The 17,542-nt window shown below is 70.3% G+C and carries 16 protein-coding genes, 1 tRNA gene and 1 pseudogene; 9 read left to right on the top strand and 9 right to left on the bottom strand.

Translation table 11 applies throughout. The features are described 5' to 3' along the window. The first annotated feature begins 94 nt into the window (after window positions 1-94). From ACFYMO_RS01210 to ACFYMO_RS01170, 9 genes and pseudogenes are all read left to right on the top strand, one after another. A complete protein-coding gene (locus ACFYMO_RS01210; RefSeq protein ID WP_388543431.1) occupies window positions 95-553 on the top strand; it encodes a transposase in 459 nt (152 codons plus the stop codon). Next, window positions 540-986 (top strand): IS3 family transposase, encoded by a 447-nt coding sequence (locus ACFYMO_RS01205; RefSeq protein ID WP_388543429.1) that lies wholly within the window; start codon window positions 540-542, stop codon window positions 984-986. The genes ACFYMO_RS01210 and ACFYMO_RS01205 overlap by 14 nt, the downstream gene beginning before the upstream one ends. After that, window positions 940-1,553 (top strand): annotated as a pseudogene (locus ACFYMO_RS01200) (DUF2399 domain-containing protein). The gene ACFYMO_RS01205 and the pseudogene ACFYMO_RS01200 overlap by 47 nt, the downstream one beginning before the upstream one ends. Window positions 1,554-1,897: 344 nt before the next feature. Then, complete coding sequence (locus ACFYMO_RS01195) at window positions 1,898-3,607, top strand: hypothetical protein (RefSeq protein WP_388543427.1); 1,710 nt, start codon at window positions 1,898-1,900, stop codon at window positions 3,605-3,607. Window positions 3,608-4,528: 921 nt separating this feature from the next. Continuing rightward, the gene (locus tag ACFYMO_RS01190) at window positions 4,529-4,903 is read left to right on the top strand and encodes a hypothetical protein (RefSeq protein WP_366770918.1); all 375 of its coding nucleotides are present in this window, start codon (window positions 4,529-4,531) and stop codon (window positions 4,901-4,903) included. Window positions 4,904-4,916: 13 nt separating this feature from the next. After that, window positions 4,917-6,059, top strand: coding sequence for a toxin glutamine deamidase domain-containing protein (locus ACFYMO_RS01185; protein ID WP_388543425.1), 1,143 nt, complete (start codon window positions 4,917-4,919; stop codon window positions 6,057-6,059). Window positions 6,060-6,061: 2 nt separating this feature from the next. Then, window positions 6,062-6,322: a YrhB domain-containing protein gene (locus ACFYMO_RS01180; RefSeq protein ID WP_366770920.1), complete on the top strand. Its 261-nt coding sequence runs from the start codon at window positions 6,062-6,064 to the stop codon at window positions 6,320-6,322. A 316-nt stretch (window positions 6,323-6,638) separates the two neighbouring features. Further along, on the top strand, window positions 6,639-6,839 hold the full coding sequence (locus ACFYMO_RS01175) for a transposase family protein (RefSeq protein ID WP_366770921.1): 201 nt from the start codon (window positions 6,639-6,641) through the stop codon (window positions 6,837-6,839). Window positions 6,840-8,355: 1,516 nt separating this feature from the next. Further along, on the top strand, window positions 8,356-8,682 hold the full coding sequence (locus tag ACFYMO_RS01170) for a hypothetical protein (protein ID WP_388543423.1): 327 nt from the start codon (window positions 8,356-8,358) through the stop codon (window positions 8,680-8,682). Here the strand turns inward: ACFYMO_RS01170 and ACFYMO_RS01165 are convergent. From ACFYMO_RS01165 to ACFYMO_RS01125, 9 genes are all read right to left on the bottom strand, one after another. Next, a tRNA-Leu gene (locus tag ACFYMO_RS01165) sits at window positions 8,647-8,731 on the bottom strand. The genes ACFYMO_RS01170 and ACFYMO_RS01165 overlap by 36 nt on opposite strands. Window positions 8,732-8,879: 148 nt before the next feature. After that, window positions 8,880-9,941, bottom strand: a complete 1,062-nt coding sequence (locus tag ACFYMO_RS01160) for a sugar phosphate isomerase/epimerase family protein (protein ID WP_388543421.1) — start codon at window positions 9,939-9,941, stop codon at window positions 8,880-8,882. Then, a complete protein-coding gene (locus tag ACFYMO_RS01155; RefSeq protein ID WP_388543419.1) occupies window positions 9,938-11,341 on the bottom strand; it encodes an alkaline phosphatase family protein in 1,404 nt (467 codons plus the stop codon). Before ACFYMO_RS01155 ends, ACFYMO_RS01160 begins: the two co-directional genes overlap by 4 nt. After that, a complete protein-coding gene (gene eboE / locus ACFYMO_RS01150) occupies window positions 11,338-12,519 on the bottom strand; it encodes a metabolite traffic protein EboE (RefSeq protein WP_388543417.1) in 1,182 nt (393 codons plus the stop codon). Before eboE ends, ACFYMO_RS01155 begins: the two co-directional genes overlap by 4 nt. A 13-nt stretch (window positions 12,520-12,532) precedes the next feature. After that, window positions 12,533-13,408, bottom strand: coding sequence for a TatD family hydrolase (locus tag ACFYMO_RS01145; protein WP_366771410.1), 876 nt, complete (start codon window positions 13,406-13,408; stop codon window positions 12,533-12,535). Between the two features lie 46 nt (window positions 13,409-13,454). After that, a complete protein-coding gene (locus ACFYMO_RS01140) occupies window positions 13,455-14,276 on the bottom strand; it encodes an EboA domain-containing protein (protein ID WP_388543415.1) in 822 nt (273 codons plus the stop codon). Continuing rightward, window positions 14,270-15,190, bottom strand: coding sequence for a sugar phosphate isomerase/epimerase family protein (locus tag ACFYMO_RS01135; RefSeq protein WP_366771412.1), 921 nt, complete (start codon window positions 15,188-15,190; stop codon window positions 14,270-14,272). Before ACFYMO_RS01135 ends, ACFYMO_RS01140 begins: the two co-directional genes overlap by 7 nt. After that, window positions 15,187-16,119, bottom strand: a complete 933-nt coding sequence (locus ACFYMO_RS01130; protein WP_366771413.1) for an SCO3242 family prenyltransferase — start codon at window positions 16,117-16,119, stop codon at window positions 15,187-15,189. Before ACFYMO_RS01130 ends, ACFYMO_RS01135 begins: the two co-directional genes overlap by 4 nt. Further along, complete coding sequence (locus ACFYMO_RS01125) at window positions 16,116-17,360, bottom strand: inositol-3-phosphate synthase (RefSeq protein WP_388543412.1); 1,245 nt, start codon at window positions 17,358-17,360, stop codon at window positions 16,116-16,118. The genes ACFYMO_RS01130 and ACFYMO_RS01125 overlap by 4 nt, the downstream gene beginning before the upstream one ends. Window positions 17,361-17,542: the final 182 nt, after the last annotated feature.

Here is a 17,542-nt window from a genome sequence, read left to right as displayed (position 1 = left end):
GTTCCTGAGGACTGTCCACGGTGCGGGACCACCTGCGACTTGGGCTTGATCCGGTTCGGCGGACATTCGAGATCAGGGGTTCGTCCCCGGGAGGATGTCCATCATGGAGAGCATGCGGAAGAAACCTCGTCGCGCTCGCCGCTCGTTCACGCCGGAGTTCAAGGCCGAGATCGGGGCGCTGTGCCGTCGTCGTGACCGCTCGGTCGGCCAGGTCGCCAAGGACTTCGGCCTGGCCGAGACGCGGGTGCGTGACTGGGTCAGGCAAGCAGAGATCGACGAAGGTGACCGCGCCGGTCTGACTGACCAGCAGCGAGCGTGCGGAACTGACCGCGCTGCGACGGGAGAACCGACGGCTGCGGGAGGACGTGGAGGTTCTCAAGCGAGCCACGGCTTTCTTCGCGAAGGAGACCCGGTGAACGTGCACCGGTTCATCGAGGCGGAGAAACGTGCAGGTCACAGCATCAAGCGAACGTGTGAACTGTTGAAGGTCCGTGCCGCCTACTACGCCCGCCGAACCGCGTCCCCCGGCCCCCCGTGCGGTGCGCGACGCTGAGCTGACCGAGCAGATCCAAGCAGTCCACACCCGCTCCCGCGGCACCTACGGCGCCCCGCGCGTGCACGCAGACCTCAACAACGACGGGGTCGAATGCGGGCGGCGACGGGTCGCCAGGCTGATGCGGCAGGCCGGCCTGACAGGAACCACACGCCGACGGCGCCATCGCACCACCATCCCGGAACCAAGAGCCGCCACCCGCCCCGATCTGGTCCGCCGCGACTTCCAGCCGGACCCGGCCGGCTCCGACACCCGCTGGTGCGGAGACATCACCTACATACCCGCCGACGAGGGCCGGCTCTGCCTCGCCACCGTCATCGATATCGCCACCCGCCGCGTCGTCGGCTGGGCCACAGCCGACCACCTGCGCACCAGCCTCGCTGCCGATGCCTCACCACCGCCTGCCGCAACGGGCGGCCGAAGGAACCCGTGATCTTCTACTCCGACCGCGGCTGCCAAGGCGGATTCAACTGGTCGTCGCAACCGGCCAAGGGCTCGGCCAGTGGCTCACCGGCGCCGCCCGCTACGGCACACCTCTCCATGTCGCCCTCCACCAGCTCATCACCCTGCCGATCACCGTGAACCTGCAAACGGTGTACGTCTGCGAGAGCGCGGCCGTGCTCCGCCGTGCCGCCAGTGAACTCGGTGCCAGCAGTCCGCCGCTGATCTGCGCCGAGGGACGCCCTTCGACCGCCTTCCATCGGCTGACCCAGCTCATCGTGGACTCCGTCGGCACCCTGCTCTACCACGGAGATTTCGACTGGCCCGGCATTGACATGACCAACCAGCTCCGCGCCCGCTACCAGGCCGTATCGTGGCACGGGGACGCTGCGGACTACGTCAAAACCGTTCGCGACGATACCGATCAGATCCATCTGAGGGGGAAACCGCAGGACACCCCTGGGACGCCGAGCTCGCCGAGGTCATGAAACGGGAAAGCCTCGCCGTCTACGAGGAGGCAACCACCGACACCCTGCTGGAAGACTGGCCCCGCGGATGATAGTTCGCAGCTCAGGGAGCAATCTCGTTCTGCGGCCTTCCGGTACAGCCGCTGGCCAACCCTATTCGAGCTCGGCGACCGACCTGGGTCGCCGGGGGGCGGATCTCACCCAATGCTCGGACCGTGGCCGCGGAGGGGCCTTCGTCTTGTCGCTGCACCGCTGCCTGCCTGCGGCACCGCCGCCATGTCCACTCCTGCCCCGTGACCCCTCGCCCACCCGTTCCTCGCCGCCACCGCTCACCTCGACTCACCTTACGGCGATTGAGTACGGCGTCCGATAGGCTTCGGCCGCCCTTTCTGCTCCACGTCCCAGCCGGCACGCGGGGGCGAAAAAATTCCGCCATGTGAGCGAGTACCAGTACTACGAGTTCCAGGCCCTCGACCGTCCGCTCAGCCGCGAGGAACAAGGACAGCTGCGGGCCATCTCCACCCGGGCCCGGATCACCGCCACCGGCTTCACCAACACCTACAACTGGGGTGATCTGAGCGGCCATCCGCGGCGCATGACCGAGCGCTACTTCGACGCCCATCTGTACGTCACCAACTGGGGCACCCACCGGTTGCTACTCCGCCTGCCCAAGCAGGCCCTGAACCTGCCCACGGTGCAGCCCTACTGCCTCGGCCACCACGTCGAGTCCTGGACCACCCGTACCCATCTCCTGCTCGACCTGACCAGCGAGGACGAGGGCGGCGACTGGGTCGAGCACGCCGATGACTCGCTGGCCGCCCTCATCGGCGTGCGCGACGAACTCACGACCGGGGACCTGCGCCCCCTCTACCTCGCCTGGCTCTCCGCACTCGCCGCCTGGGAACTCGAAGACGACGACGAAGAGGAATACCAGAGCTGCGAGGAGCCACCGGTCCCGGCCGGGTTGGGCGAGCTGACCGCCCCTCAGTGCGCGCTCGCGGACTTCCTGCGGGTGGACGACGACCTGCTGGCAGTCGCCGTCCAGGCCAGTCCCGCCGCGCCCAAGAAGCCGACCAAGCCCACGAAGAAGGAACTCGCCCCGTTGATCGCCGCGCTGCCCCAGCAGGAGAAGGACGCTCTGCTGCTACGGCTCGCCGTCGGACCGGAGCCCTGGTTGCGCACTGAACTCCTGCACCGCCTGCACGGCACCACAGCCCCGGCCACCGCCCCCGGGCGCCGCTCCGCCGCCCAACTCCTGGACACCGCCCACACACGACGCACCGAACGCCGACAAAGCGCCGAACACGCACGAGCCGCAGCCCGCGCCCAGCACCTGACCGCTCTCGCGGACGAGGCCGAATCCATCTGGCAGCAGATCGAGACGCACATCGCCACCAAGAAGACCACCGCCTACGACCAGGCCGTCACCCTCCTCGCGGATCTGCGCGACGCGTACGCCCACACCGCACGGAGTACGGACTTCCGACAACGCCTCATCAAGCTGCGCACGAACTACCAACGCCGCCCCGGCCTCATCCACCGCCTCGACCGCCACGGCCTCCGCAAACACCTCAACGGCACGGCGCCACAAAGAGACCCCGGGCAGGCGCCGCCCCTCAGGCAAGAATCGTTGACGCGGAAACATGATCAGGCGCGCTCGCCCGGAAATTCCTGTTGTCAAGTGTCGCGACACATATGCACCCCAACCGGTCACGGCCCGACCAACCGCCCGACCCCGCAACTCGCCCAAGCCCTGGCTGCCCGGCCGCCGCCACCCGCTCAAGGAATACCCCAACCTTGCAATTGCTCCCGTTCCCTCGAATTCACGACCCCTTGTAGGGCGAATTCACGGGAACACGACTCGAAGCCTCGTCACGTACGCCGGGCACGACAGTTTCCAAGTAATACCCCGAACCCCTGTGTCACACGATCGGCTGATGCGGCGCCGCCCGGCGGCACCCGGCTTTCGCCGTGGTGCCGCCTCCGACTTGGGTGCGAGGCACGACGGAGGGCCGGAGAGGGAAGTAGCTGGCCTTCAGAGGAAGAGAAGGAGAATCAACCGAGCGACCGGCACCAGGAACGACTCCGTCTTCCCGGACCCGGTGCCGGTGGTGACCAGCGTCTGCTCGGGCGGAGAGTGCAGTGAACTGAGCCGCTGCCACGCGCGCGCCTGGTGGGCATAGGGAGTGCGCTCCGTGTCGAACTCCCTTGGTCACCACTGCAGATGGCGGCTCCAGCCCTTCTCGGCGAGCCGGAAGGGCGTGCGGGTGCGCAGATACGAGCCGCGGAAGATGCCCTCTTCCGGATCGGTGAGGAATCCTCCAGCGCCCGGCGCGTGCCCTCATCGGCCAGCGCATACGTGGTCGACAGGTACTGGCTGAGGCTGCCCTGCACTTGCTCGGCGGCGAGGGTCGGACGCACGGACGGGCAGCTCCTTCTCAGGCCAGGTCGGGCTCAGGTCGCACGACGCGGTCACGAAACACGCGCATCAGCACGCTACCTCCGTGACCAGCGGAGCAACAGCGATTCGGTCCCCCTGGGATCACCGTACGAAACCGTACGGCAGCGCACTGACACCGACCCCTGTAGCATGTACGGATCTAGAGACGACTGCGAGAGTCGAGCGGCAACTGGCCGAAGGCAGGGCTAGGGAGAAGATGTTGTGGCGACTTCCCACAGCCGGGCCCGCTCGCGCGGGACACTGGCCGCCTCCGAGAAGTTCCCAGCGCGCCACACGCCGCAGGGTCTCGCCGGGGCTGCGCGTTCGACCGGGAGACGGCCTGGAACCCGGCATTCGGTCTCCCGCTCGAGTTCTTTCACGACGTCGGCCTTTGATGGCCTACTGGCGTGCGACCGTGAATCACTCATCAAGACGCGGACTATGGGCTGTGCCGCTTCGCTGACGTGGAAGGTGAGTTGTACTCGTCCACGCTTCCTGGCGGGGGGCCGGGAGGCGAACCCGACTGGTACCGATAGAAGGACTCTCTCGAGTGCCCGGCTCGAAGCTGTCGCACGCAGGACTTTTTCGGATTGTCCCGACCCCTCTTCGTTTAATGGAAGGAGTGTCATGGGTAAGTCGGACAAGGTCCTGGGGATTTTTACAGATGATCTCAAGCGGTCCGCTCCTGCGTTCCACACTCAAGCTGTGGAGCTTCTGGCGCAGTTGACGGAGCTACAGGGGAAGATGGCTAAGCTTGGTGAGCCATGGGGCGGAGACGAATATGGTGCTGAGTTTTTCAAGCATTACAAGAAATCTCGAAAATCGATCGAGAGGGCCGTCGCCATCCTCGTTTCCGGGCTGAGCAGCATCCACCTCGCTATGACTGACATGGCTGACGGTCACATCGAGAACGATGAACTGGTAGGCAGTATGTTTGATTTCCCCAAGGGTTACAAACCGCCGACACGTCCTGTCAAGCCGGAGGTGCTGGACGGCTTTTAGGGGAGAATTATCCGTGCCTGATTTGGAGGAGATTAAAGAGTGGTTGATCGAGCACATGGGCATGGAGTGGCCGGACGCTGACGAGGGACAGCTGCGCGAGGGGGCAGGACATTGGCGTCACTTCGCGGAGAAAGTATCCGATGTGACTGCAGAGGTCAATCGTCAATCCGGGAGAATCATCCATGCGAACTCTGGAGAGGCGGTCGATGCCTACAGTCTTTTCTGGCGGCGCTATTACCATGCCGGGCGCGGGTGGCTGGCTGACCTGGAAAAAGCCGCTCGTGACGTGGCGTCCACGCTGGATGAGTTCGCCAATGACGTGGAAAACACCAAGGAGCGCATCAATACTCAGCTTGCAATTGACGCCACAGCGATCGCAGCTGGAATCGGCCTCGCATATTTTACAGGTGGAACCTCCATGGAGGCGGCTACCGCCGTCGTCGAGCTTTCTGCCAGTCTGACCGTAGGGCTCTCGGCAGCTGCTGCTCGAATAGCTGCAACTACACTCACCAGTATGGCTTTCGGTGGTCTGGAGGCACTAACGGTCGATTTGGCTGTTGCTCAACCGCTGAGGATCGCTACGGGGCTGCAAAAGAAGGTTAGCCTTAAGCAGGCGCAGGAATCATTGCTGTACGGCAGTATACTGGGAGCCGGCTACGGGGCCGGTATGGGGGCGGCTGAGGTCCGCGCGCTGCACGGTCTCAAAGACGCTGGCAATCTTCGCTGGGGCGAGGGCGGCGGGGGCACAACTCTACTTGGTGATGCATACAAGACCCCGAAGACCGACGACCTGCACAAGATTATCAATCCACAGGAAGGCAGAGTTAATTGCAGAGGATGTGCATTGGCTGTGGATTCCACCCTCGAAGGCGCTCCCGCGATGGCTCCTGGGAAACTGGCACGGGGGCCGCTCAAGGACGTTGAGAAGAATTTCCCTGGTAAAAAATTCCGACGTCGCTCTTTTGGTAACATTGTGAAAGAGATTCAAGATGCCGGCCCGGGTGCCCGCGGTATCGTTTATGGGGCGGACAACGAAGGCGGACACGTGTTCAATGTAATCAACCGTGACGGGGACGTCATCTTCCTTGACGGGCAGACCGGACACGCACAGCACGCGGCGACGTGGGACTCTTACCGTCTGCTGAGGACACGATGACGATGACATGGGATGAGGGTCTGCGCGCTGCCGAGGGCCTACTCAAGCAAGAGGCCAACCCGGAAGACCCGGAGTTGGCCATCGATATGGAGAACATTCGGGAGAAGGACGGCTGGTTGATCGTTCCCTACAATGGGGTCACCTACCTGGAGACGAGGGACGAGGAAGAGCGACTACTGGACTGCTGGCCCATCATTGTCAACCTTCGGACCGGGCACGCGAAGATGACGACCATCGAGGACAGGCCTTTCCTGAAGAGGTGACGAATCGGACTGTAAGCCTGGCATCCTCGTGGATTCCATCAGCCTCTTGGGGCTGAGCGCCTTTCGGCATCGTGGTGTGAGATGTTGACACCACGTGGTTCAGCAGTCCCGTGGCTCTGCGTCCGCCTTGTCCGGGGAATCGGCGGCGGCCGGGCAGCCAGGGCTTGGGCGAGTTGCGGGGTCGGGCGGTTGGTCGGGCCGTGACCGGTTGGGGTGCATAGCAGAGCAGGCACGGGCTTCGTGATCATTGGGGTGTCGAAGCTCAACGATCACGAGGTGGCCCGTGCCTGCCGTTGTATCTTCTCTCATCCCGCCGGTGTTGGTGAGGCTGGGTCCGCTGGACATCGGCCAAGTCGCTGATCTGCGGACGTTCCTGAACCTGGTGCCCGACCCGCGTGCGAGGCAGGGCCGCTGGTACTCGCTGACCGCGATCCTCCTCGTCTGTGCCTGCGCGGCCGTGTCGGGCGCCAGGAGCGTCGACGAGATCGCCGAGTGGGCAGCGGGTGCCTCTCCATGAAGTCACAGAAGCCCGACCGGCCACACGCCAGGTGGCACCGCCCGGCGGGGCCGACGATTCCAGCCAAGGACAGCCGAAGCGCCAGTCAGTCGGAGAGTCAGACCCCCGAGCGATGCCATGGCCAATCCTCACTGTCAGTCGGTGCGGGGCTCGCGAGAGGCGGCGGAAGGTGCGCTCGATAGAGAGGAACGGGGACCGCGACGCCGGGATCGACGCGGCGACGGCGGGCAGGACGTGTGGCTGGTCACGGTCCAAGGGTGCCTCCGTGCGGCGGGCGGGTTCGGTCACCGCTCCTTACTGCCGTAGCCCCGTGCCACTCACGTGCCAGTTGCGTACTACTCCCAAGCCAGTGGCTCGCGAGTGGCACGGCATGGGCGAATCTGCGGCTGCCACTTCGCCCCGTGACCTGCACCGTTCCCAGGTGCGGTAGTCCGGGATTCGCACTTGCACAAAGCGGTTGCCCAGAAGGGTGATTCCCCATGCGAGCCGAGGTGGTTCGGAAGTGGCTCGTATAACCGATGACCTGCGGCGATTCCCACTCCGAGTGGCGATCCACCCTCCCCCGCGGAAGTCGCGTGGCCAAAGCGGTGCGCGGGATGTCCATCCCCTCGACGGCCCCACGCCAGCGTCGAAGAGCCCAACCGCCACTACGGGTGCACTCGATAGAACTCCCTCCGGAGGCTATGTGCCCGCATCGCGTGCCCCTCTCCGCGACCGGTCCCACACCTGGAGCCAGCCAACCGTCCACCTCCCCGACGATCCCCCGCCCCTCACCCCCGAAGCTGCCGCAGCACTTCTCGACTTCCTACTCCGCGAACACATCGAGCACGCCGATCAGGCCGCACCAGCCGAACACCCGGTCCACGACGACCTGCATCAGCGACTGGCCCTCCATCGCGACTCGGCGGTACGACGGACGACGACCACCCGCCGCGATCACACAGGGAGCCGCCCGTGCCGCCCATGAACCGCGTCACCCGTTTCGCCTTCGCCGGACGCTGCTCGACCGAGGACCTCCAGGACCCGGAGACCTCCCGCAACTGGCAGCTCACCCGCGCCCGCGCACTCATCGAGCCCAAGGGCGGCGAGATCGTCGCCGAGTACTTCGACTCCGGACACTCCCGCGCTCTCCCCTGGAAGCGCCGCCCCCGCGCCGCTGCCCTGCTTGGCTGCAGCCTCTGCGACCGCAAGATGCAGGGCAACTACAATCGCGGCCTTCCGCGCTACCGCCGCCGCTACCCGGCCGAGTACGCCCGCAGTACCTCGCTCCCCCACCCGCTGGCCGTCTACGTCCGCGAGAGCGCGCTCCTCCCCGCGCTGGACGCCTGGATCGCGCAGGTCTTCGCCCCGGGCCGACTCAAGCGGACCCTTCAAGCACTCCACCAGGCTCAGAACCCACCCACCCCAGAACCCGACCCCGCGCTCGAAGCCGCCCGCCGCGCCATCGCCGAATGCGAAACGCCGCATCGACCGCTACCGCACCACGATCGACGCCGGAACCGATCCGGCGACCGTCATGGAATGGATCAACCAGACCGCCGCCGACCGGGACACCGCTCAACGAAAGATCACCGCCGTCCGGGCTACCCCCGCCCCGAAGGCCGCCCGCCCGCTCACCGAGGAGGAAATCACCGAGATCATCAAGGACCTCGGGGACCTCACCGACCGGCTCCAGCAGGCCGCCCCCGAACACAAAGCCCCGCTCTACACAGCCTTCGGCCTCACGCTCACCTACGACCACAGCAAAAGGGCCGTGACTGTTGAGTCACGGCCCACATGCGTCCGCACACGACGTGCAGATGGTGAGTGTCCGAGGGGGGACTCGAACCCCCACGCCCGATAAAGGGCACTAGCACCTCAAGCTAGCGCGTCTACCATTCCGCCACCCGGACCGGGCCGCGCCACGGAGCTGGGCTGTCGTGGCGACGGCCGTAACGATACCAAGGGTTGGGAGTGCTTCTCACCTGGGTTTCCTGGCGCTCCGCACCTTTTGCACCGAATGTTGTGGAATAAGCCTCACGGCTCCCGGGAGAACGGGCGTCACCGATGTCGCCTGCCGCGCAGGTAGGCGGCCGAGCGGCGGGCCGAGGTGAAGGAGCCGGCGGGGTTGGCGTCGGGGTCGACGGCGTCGTCGCGCTCCATCAGCCAGTGGTGGTCCGTGCGGCGGCCCCGGTGGCGTCTGAGGACGGTGCCGATGAAGTGCTCGTAGTCGATGTCGCCGTCGCCGACGTCGACCATGTGGTAGCCGTCCGGTGAGGCTTCGTCGTGCTCGCCGTCCTTGACGTGGAAGAGCGGGTAGCGGTGCGGGGCCGCCAGTACGTAGTCGAGCGGGTCGAAGGGGGCCGGGGTGCCGTCGGGGCGGACGCTGAAGCGGTGCTGTCCGGCGTAGGCCCAGTAGATGTCCATCTCCAGGTGGACCAGTTCCGGATCGGTCTCGGCGAGCAGCACATCGTAGAGGCGCACGTGCGGCTTGTCCTCCGCGAAGCCGAACTCCATCTGGTGGTTGTGCTGGTAGAAGGTCAGTCCGCGGGCGCGTGCCGCCGCGCCATAGGTGTTGAAGTCCTCAGCGGCGCGCTTCCAGCCGTCCACGGTGCGGCCGTAGCGGTCGGGGCTGGCCGCGGTACCCACGTGGGGCAGCCCGAGGGCTGCCGCGTCGTCGACGACCTTCTCCAGTTGGGTGGCGAAGGTGTAGGCGTCGGGGTCGGCGGAGTAGTAGCCGACGTGGCTGCCGATGCCGCGCAGTCCGTGCTCCCGCATGAGGCGCTTGAGCTGCCGGAGGGTGAGGTCGCCGGTGCCCTGGGTGTAGCCGGCGAACTCGACCGAGTCGTAGCCGTAGCGCTCCAGCTCCCGGAAGACGGGGCCGAAGCCGAGCTGCTGGACCTGGTCGCGGAGGGTGTAGAGCTGGATGCCCAGTTTGCCCCGCGGGACGATCGGGCGGCAGCCCCGGTGGTCCGCCGCGGCGGCCTCCTGCGGTGCGGCGGCGGCGGGGCGTGCTCCCAGCAGGGTGGCGGCGGTGGCGCCCGCGGCGACGCCGAGGAAGCCGCGGCGGCGCAGCCTGCGGTGGAGTTCGGCGTACTGCGGGTCGGCTGACGGGCTGCTCATGAGGCGTCTCCCAGTGCGAGGTCGAGAAGCAGGCGTTTCACTTCGGTGGCGGGGAAGGCGGCGGCCGGCCCGTTCCGCCCGCGGTCGCCGAGCGCGTCGGCGCGGGAGCAGAGGAGCAGGGGGCCGTCCTCGGTCCGGTCCGGGAGCCGTCCGTGGCTGCCCCGGATCGGAGTGGGGTCGAGGGGGACGACGGCCATGCGGTAGCGCATGCCGGTCTTCTTGCGGGCCAGCGCGGCGGCGGCGCGGAGTTTGACGTAGGGGTCGTTCGGGTCCATGAACAGCTCGACGGGGTCGTAGCCGGGCTTCCGGTGGATCTCCACGAGCTGTGCGAAGTCGGGGGCGCGGCGATCGTCCAGCCAGTAGTAGTAGGTGAACCAGGCGTCGGGTTCGGCCACGGCGACGAGTTCGCCGGAGCGGGGGTGGTCCAGGCCGGCCTCCTTCTTCCCGGTCTCGTCCAGGAGCTGTTCCAGGCCGGGCAGTCCGGCCAGTGCCGCGCGGGTGGCGGGCAGGTCGGCGGGGTCGCGGACGTAGACGTGGGCGAGCTGGTGGTCGGCGACGGCGAAGGCGCGGGAGGTCCACGGGTCCAGGTACTCCATGCCGTCCTGGGTGTGCACTTCCAGGAGTCCGGCGCGGCGCAGCACGCGGTTGATGTCGACATGGCGGCGCACCCGGGTGATGCCGTACTCGGAGAGGGCGACGACGGTGCGGCCCTCGGCGTGCGCGTCGGCGAGCAGTGGGGCGAGGGCGGCGTCCACGTCGGCGGCGGCGCGGTGGGCGCGCGGGTCGTCGGGGCCGTGGCGCTGGAGGTCGTAGTCGAGGTGGGGGACGTAGCACAGTGCGAGGTCGGGGTGCCTGGTGCGCAGGATGTGGCGGGTGGCGTCGATGATCCACTGCGAAGAGGTCAGGTTCGCGCCCGGACCCCAGAAGGTGAAGAGCGGGAAGTCGCCGAGTTCGGCGACGAGTTCGTCGTGCAGGGCCGGGGGCCGGGTGTAGCAGTCGGGTTCCTTGCGGCCGTCGGCGTAGTAGACGGGGCGGGGGGTGACGGTCCAGTCGGTGTCCGCGCCCATCGCGTACCACCAGCAGATGTTGGCCACCGTGTAGCCGGGCTGCCGGGCGCGTGCCGCGTGCCAGAGTTTCTCGCCGCCGACCAGCGCGTTGTGCTGCCGCCACAGCAGCACGTCACCGAGTTCGCGGAAGTACCAGCCGTTGCCGACGATGCCGTGCCGGGCGGGGAGTTCCCCGGTGAGGAAGGTGGACTGGGCGGCGCAGGTGACGGCGGGCAGGACGGTGCCGAGGGGGGCCTGCGCGCCGTCCCGGGCCAGGGCGCGCAGGTGGGGCATGTGGGTCAGCAGCGCGGGGGTCAGTCCGACGACGTCGATGACCAGCAGCGGGGTGGTCACGGCAGCTCCTTGAGGCCGAGGCCGGTCAGCAGGTCGCGTGCGGTGGACAGTTCGGCGGCGAGGCCGTCGGCGAGCTGCGCGCGGGTGGTGGGGCGCAGTGCCGCCGGGAGGGCCTGCCAGGTGTAGGTCTCCACCTCCAGGTGCCGGGTCAGCGGGGTGGGGCCGCCGACCAGATGGGCGAGGGTCTCGCCGAGGACGTCGGTGGTGGCGGTCAGCGGTGGGTCGAGGGGGGCGTGCAGCGGTACGTGGAAGTGGGAGCGCCAGGGCCCGCCGGTGGGCAGCGCTCCGGGGGCCAGGGCCCGGTCGAGGTCGTCGGTGGCGCGGAGCGTCCCGTCCGGGGTGCGGGCGCGGGTCTGGTGCAGGAAGCGGGGTTCGGCGAACTCCGCCAGCGCGGCGCGCACTTCGGGGTGGTCGGGGTGCTCGGCGTGCAGCGCGGCGGAGAGCTGGGACTTGACCACGGGCAGGCCGGCCTCGGCGAGCCCGGCCAGCGCTTTGGCGGGGTCCTCGAAGGCGGTGGCCAGGTGGCAGGTGTCCAGGCAGCCGCCGATCCGGTGCGCGGGCGGGCCGTCCTCCCGGGCGAGTGCCTGGATCAGGTCGGCTGTGGTCTCCACCGTGCAGCCGGGCTCGGGTTCCAGTCCGACCCGGATGGAGCGGCCCGTCAGCTCCTCCAGCGCGTCCAGCCGGGCGGCGAGGGTGTGCAGCCGGGTCAGCGCGCGGTGCCGGGCCTCGGCGTCGAAGCCGGTGCGCCAGGCGAGCGGGAGGGTGGAGACGCTGCCCTCGCGGACATCGTCCGGGAGCAGTGCGGCCAGCAGCCGGGCCAGGTCGGTGGTGTGCTCCAGGCGGGCGTCGTCGGTCCAGTCGGGCCGGTAGACGCGGTACTTGACGTGTTCGTTGCCGAAACCCTGGTAGGGGAAGCCGTTGAGGGTGACGACCTCCAGCCCCGCCCGGTCCAGTCCGGAGCGCAGCCGCCGGACGGCCGCCGGGTCGTCGGTGAGGGTGCGGGCCGCGTCGCGGGCGAGCCACAGGCCGATGCCGAGCCGGTCCCGGTGCAGTCTGCGGCGTACGGGCTCGGCGTACGCGGTGAGTTGCTCCAGTACGCCGTCGAGCTGTTCGGCCGCGTGGACGTTGGTGCAGTAGGCGAGGTGGACCGTGGTGCCGTCGGGGTGCCGGAATCGCATGGCCGCGCTCTCCTCACTCTCCGCCGCGCAGGATGGAGTTGCCCTGGAACAGGTGCTGCTCGCGCGCGCCGGGCGGCGGGACGTCCAGGGCGAGGCGTCCGCTCTGGCCGTAGAAGGCGACGGGGTTGCGCCACAGCACTCGGTCGACGTCGTCGTCCTCGAAGCCCGCGGCGAGCATGGCGTCGGCGACGTGGCCGGTCTTGAGCGGGTCGCTGTGCCCCCAGTCGGCGGCGGAGTTGACCAGCACGCGCTCGGTGCCGTGCACCCGCAGGATGCGGACCATCCGGTCGGGGTCCATCTTGGTGTCGGGGTAGATGGAGAAGCCGAGCCAGCAGCCGCTGTCCGCCGCGTCGCCCACCGTCGTCTCGTTGAGGTGGTCGAGCAGCACCCGCTCGGGAGTCAGCGGGGATTCCCGCAGGACGTCGAGGGTGCGGGCCAGCCCGGCGGCCTTGTCCCGGTGCGGGGTGTGGACGAGGGCCGGCAGTTCGTGGTCGTGGGCGAGTTGCAGCTGTGCGGCCAGTGCGTCGTCCTCCGCCGGGGTCATCGAGTCGTAGCCGATCTCACCGACGGCGACCACCCCGTCCTTGAGGAGGTAGCGCGGGAGTTCGTCCAGTACCGGGAGGCAGCGCGGGTCGTTGGCCTCCTTCGGGTTGAGCGCGAGGGTGCAGTGGTGGGCGATGCCGTACTGGGCGGCCCGGTAGGGCTCCCAGCCGAGCAGCGCGTCGAAGTAGTCGAGGAATGTCGCGGGCGAGGTGCGCGGCTGGCCGAGCCAGAAGGAGGGCTCGACCAGGGCCCGTACCCCGGAGGCGTACATCGCGGCGTAGTCGTCGGTGGTGCGGGACGTCATGTGGATGTGCGGGTCGAAGATGCGGCGGGTCGGCCTGGTCATGGGCGTCACGCTCCTCGCTCCGGGCGCTGCTGTGGCGCGCGGCTGGCTACGGCTCGGGGGACGGGCGGGGCGGGGTCGGCGGTGGTGCGGGGGCCGGGCGGGGCGGAGGGGAGGGCGTGGTCCTGCCGGTCTCCCCCGGCGCGGCGAGCCGGGCCAGCCGCAGCGCGCGGTCGAGGTCCTCGGGCACGGTGCGGCCCGCCGCGGTGCGCTCGTGCGCGTAGTCCTCCAGCATGCGGGCGAGTTCCGCGTCCCCCGAGGCGCGGTGTGCCAGCCCGGCCAGCGCGCTGAGCGGTACGCCGGTGAACAGGCACTTGAGCACGCCGTGCCGCCACTCGTGCGCGTCCAGGTGTGCTGCGGCGTACGGTCCGAGCGCGGCGGCGATCAGCCGGGTGTCGTTGGTCCGCAGGGCGTCCTCGACCAGTTCGAGTGCTGCCGCCGGTTCGGGTTGCGGGTCCAGGTGCGGCAGGGCCAGCAGGACGGCCCGCCGCTCGTCGCCGGTGCCGTGCCGGTAGAGCCGGGTCAGCTCCTGGATGCCGGGGGCGGCCGCGTGCAGGATGAGGACGCGGGCGGCGTCGACCGGGTCCGGCGCGTCGGTGCTGTCGGCGGCCGCCCCGCGGCAGGTGCGGCCGGCGCGGGCGAAGTGCAGTTCCCAGCGCGGGAGGCGGGGTACGGAGCGGGTGCGGGTTGCGGGGGGCCGGGTGTTGGACGGTGGGCTCGCGGTCCGCCGGACACCGGCCGGCGGGGTGTCCGGGTCCGTGCGGTGCCGGTCGTCCGCCGCTTCGGCCAGCGCCCGGTGCAGCCAGTCGCGGGCCTCCGCGGCCAGTCGCAGCTCCAGGCCGGTGCGCAGGGAGGCGAGCGGGGTCAGCACGGGATCTCCTCCTGCGGCAGGGCATCGTGCCGTGCCGGGGGCGCCGTCCCGGCTTCGGTCTCGGAGGCGGTCAGGAACGCGAGCGAGTCGGCGGCGCGTGCGGGGCCGGCGTGCGAGTCGCGGGGCAGTTCGACGGTGACCAGGCCGTCGTAGTCCGCCTGGCGCAGTGCCGCCAGCACCGGCGGGAAGTCGATCTCGCCGTCGCCGAACGGCAGGTGGGTGTGGTCGCCACGCCGCATGTCCTCGATCTGCACGTGCCGCAGCCAGGGTGCCGCGTCCCGGACGCAGTCGGCCGGGGGGCGCGGTTCCAGGCACTGGCAGTGTCCGATGTCGAGGGTGACGCCGAGGAGTTCGGGGCTGCCGAGTGCGGTGCGCAGCCGGTGGAACCCGGCCAGGTCCCCGAGCAGGTGGCCGGGCTCCGGCTCGATGGCCACCGGGACGCCGGCCGCGCCCGCGGCGTCCAGCACCGTGCCGATGCCGTCCGCCAGCCGCGTCCAGCCGGTCTCCGGCGCGGTACCCGTCGGGAGGGGGCCGCTGAAGCAGTGCACGGCGTGGGCGCCGAGATCGGCGGCGACGCGTACGGCCTTGAGCAGCAGGTCGGTGCGGGCGGTGCGGGCTTCGGCATCCTGGTCGAGCAGCGTGGGGTGGTGTTTGCGGCGCGCGTCGAGCACGTAGCGCGCGCCGGTCTCGACGGTGGCCGTCAGCCCGTGGCGGTCCAGCGCGCGGCCCACCTCGGCCGTGCGGGCCGGGAGCCGGGGGGCGAGGGGGTCGAGGTGCATATGGTCGAGCGTCAGCCCGACGCCCGCGTACCCGAGGTCGGCGAGCAGTCCGAGGGCGTCCTCGAGCCGCAGGTCGGCCAGGCCGTTGGTGCCGTAGGCGTAGCGCAGTGCGGAGGCGGTCCTGGACGGGGTCATGTGGGGCTGACCTTCCGGGAGAGGCGGCGGGCGACGGGCAGCAGCCCGAGCAGTGCCGCGGCGGAGAGTGAGGCCGCGGTCCGGGCCCGCGGCGAGTGGGAGGGACGGCAGGCACCCGCGGTGAGTGCGGCCTGGAGCGGGATCATGGCGCGGATCCCGCCGCCCACCGCGCGCTGGAGCAGCGGCGGCGAGGGGTTGAGCGCGGCGTGTGCCAGCGGTCGGGCGGCTGTCGCCGCGTAGGCGGTACTCGCGGCGAGGGTCAGTGGTGCCCGCTGCCGCGCCAGCACGGCGGTGGTCGCCGCCACCGCGCCCAGTGCCGCGAGCGGCACCGCCGGGGCGCCGCCCTCGGCCTCCCGCCGGGAGACGGAGGTGACCGCGAGGGTGTGTGCCCCCATGAGGGCGGCCGCGCCCAGCATCGGTGCGGGGCTGTGCCCGGGAGGGGGTAGGGGTGTGCCGTCGGTCCCGGGTGCGGCGGGGCGCGCGGTGGCCGCCGCGCCCAGGAGTACGTCCAGGGAGCGGGCCGCCGCCATGGCGGCTGGACCTGCCGGGGTGTGCTTGAGGCGGAGGTCGTAGGCCCACACGGTGGTGGCCAGCGCGGTGGCCGTGAGGAGCGGGAGGCGCCCGGCGCGGGCGGCCAACGCCAGTCCGGCGGCGGTCAGTCCGGTCGCGGCCGCGAGGGCGGCCCCCGGCCGGATGCGGCCGGAGGGCAGCGGCCGCTGCGGTCGCTCGCGGGCGTCCTCCTCCTGGTCGGCCCAGTCGTTGAGCGCCATGCCCGCCTCGTACAGGCACAGCGAGGCCCCCGCGGCCAGCACCGTCCCCCGGCCCGGGCCGCTGCCGCCCGCCACGGCGCCGACCACCGCGTCGCCGGGCACGGTCGAGACGGCCGAGATCCGCAGGAGTTGCGCCCAGTCGGCTGCTCGGCCGGTCACCGGGCTGACCCGGCGTCGTCGGCGGAGGCATCGTCGGCGGACGCGGCACCTTCGTCTCCGCCGGCGTCGCCCGGCGCGCGCCGGAAGCCGCGGGCGAGGTCGAGCAGGGCCCGCCACTGCCCCGGCAGGTCGGCCGGACCGCTGTCGGGGTCCTTGAAGTAGAAGCCGAGTCCGGGCACCGGGCCGGTGAGGCCGCGTTCGTCGGCGCGGGCGACCAGCCGGGCCAGGTCGAGGACGAGCGGGGCGGCGAGCGCCGAGTCGCAGCCCTGCCAGGTGGTCTGCAGCGTCATGCGGGAGCCGAGGAAGCCGTCGAAGGCGATGTGGTCCCAGGCGGTCTTCCAGTCGCCCATCGCCGGGACGTCGTCGATGTGCACCTCTCCTTCCGGGAGGGTGCCGAGGTTGTCGGCCAGGACCCGCGCTTTGCCCGCGTTCTTGGCGGCCGCGGCCGCGGGGTCGGCGAGTGCCGCGCCGTCCCCGCCGCCGAGCAGGTTGGTGCCGCTCCAGGCCCGTACGGCCAGCGCGCGCTGCGCGAACATCGGGGCCAGCACCGAGCGGAGCAGGGTCTGCCCGGTCTTGCCGTCCCGGCCCGCGTACGGGAGGCGGGCGGTACGGGCCGGTGCGGCCAGCCGGGGGTGGTGGAGGCCGGCGGACGGGGTGAAGTTGATGTACGGGCATCCGGCGCGCAGGGCCGCTGCCGCGTAGCGGGAGCTGGGCGGCAGCGGGGTGTGCGCGCTGCCCGGCGCCTCCCCGGGGTCGAGCGGGGGCGGCTCGGTGCTGGCCACGTTGATCACCACGGTGCGGGCCAGGCCGTGGGTGCGGGTGAACTCGGTGAGGTCGGCCGCGTATCCGGCGATCAGTTCCTCCTCGGCGCCGGCGTCCTCCGCGGCCGGCCCGGCCGCCGGTGCGCCGGGGCGGAGGGCGGCGTCGGCGGCGGTGAGTTCGGCGCGCACCGCCGCGGGCAGCCCGTGCGGGAGGACGCCGGCGTCGGCGAGCGCCTCGGCCCGCTTGGGGAGCGGGCAGGAGGCGGTGTCGTGTCCGCCGAAGACGAGGGAGTCCAGCGGTGGCAGGGCGGCATCGGCGAAGGGTTCGGTCTCGGTGACCATCCCGACGGGTGGATGCAGCCGGGCCGCGAGCGCCGCGGCTCCGGCGATCGCGGTGGTCGCCACGGAGCCCCTGGCGCCGATGAGCCACACCCCGGTGCGGGGCGGTCGGACGTCGGAGCTGTCGGTGCGGTCGGTCACGGTGTCCTCCCTGGTGTTGCTGCGTACGAGGGGCCGCGGGTGGGCGGGAACGCGGGACCGGCCACGCCCCCGCCCGCGCGGCCGGGCCGGGCAGGACGGGCCCGGGTGGAGGTCGGGGCCGCGCGGGTCCGAGTCGCCCGGCCCGGAGGGGGCGGCGGGACGGCCGGGCGGCCGGTGGGGAA

The sequence above is a fragment of the Streptomyces sp. NPDC007025 genome, from assembly GCF_042869455.1.
Taxonomy (GTDB): domain Bacteria; phylum Actinomycetota; class Actinomycetes; order Streptomycetales; family Streptomycetaceae; genus Streptomyces.
The sequence above is the reverse complement of the archived record's forward strand: the minus strand, read 5'-3'. Positions and strand labels throughout refer to the sequence as shown.